Source organism: Secundilactobacillus silagei JCM 19001 (assembly GCF_002217945.1).
GTDB classification, from domain to species: domain Bacteria; phylum Bacillota; class Bacilli; order Lactobacillales; family Lactobacillaceae; genus Secundilactobacillus; species Secundilactobacillus silagei.
This window is the reverse complement of record NZ_BCMG01000029.1, coordinates 1-1,010: the sequence shown is the minus strand read 5'-3', so window position 1 is coordinate 1,010 and position 1,010 is coordinate 1. Positions and strand designations below refer to the sequence as shown.

Here is a 1,010-nt window from a genome sequence, read left to right as displayed (position 1 = left end):
CCTTCCTTAAGCCCAGCCTTTGGTGTCCACATTTGCTTAGCAACTGGTAATTTCGGCATTTCGTCTGCCTTGTGCCCAGCAACTTCGTACATGATCAAACGGTATTCATCACCGAAGTCAGCTAAGGTAACGTCAACAGCATCACCTTCGCCACCGGCGAAGACCAAACGAGCTGGATCTTCACGGTCACCAATATCTAGTGGGTGAACTTCAATCTTAGGCTTATCAGTAGCTAAGGTTGGGTCAACTTCCAGCATATGTGAACCCAGGATTGCTTCGTGGCCCTTACGTAGATCAAGGGTGTAGTCTTCCATGAAGGCAGTCTTCTTGTTGTGGCTGATGATCTTCATTAAGCGGTCAAGCGCAGCGGTCTTCCAGTCACCTTCACCGGCAAACCCATAACCTTCGGCCATCAATAATTGAACAGCCAAACCAGGTAATTCCTTCAAACCATAAAGATCTTCGAAGTTATCTGAGAAGGCAGTGTAACCGCGAGCGCTCATGAAACGCTTCAAACCAAAGTATTCACGAATTTGATACTTAACGTGATCTTCGAAGAAGGCCTCATCGTTATCGCCAGGGTTCATGGTGTAGGTCTTAGCTAATTCATCATACTTCTGGTTAATATCAGCATCCGTAACTTTATCCATCTCAGCCACTAGATCACCGACAGCGTAGTAGTCAACGGTCCAGCCAAGTTGAATTTGAGCTTCAATCTTGTCACCATCAGTAACGGCAACGTTACGCATCTTGCCACCAAATGACATAACTTTGATCTTGAAGCTTTCGTTGTAAGCAACAGCAACGTCTTGCCAGTCGGCAATTTCGTTTTGAACTTCTTTATCGCCCCACCAGCCATAAACAACTTTGTTGTTCATGCGGAGACGAGCATTGATATAACCGTATTCACGGTCACCATGAGCACTTTGGTTCAGGTTCATGTAATCCATGTCGATAGTCTTGTAAGGAATGTGATCCAAGTATTGAGTAGCCAGGTGCAGTAATGGTTT

1 protein-coding gene is annotated in these 1,010 nt (G+C 45.5%); it reads right to left on the bottom strand.

Annotation, left to right across the window (positions count from 1 at the left end):
• The coding region (locus tag CES79_RS12380; RefSeq protein WP_089137377.1) for an L-arabinose isomerase family protein at positions 1 to 1,010 on the bottom strand (1,010 nt) is incomplete at both ends.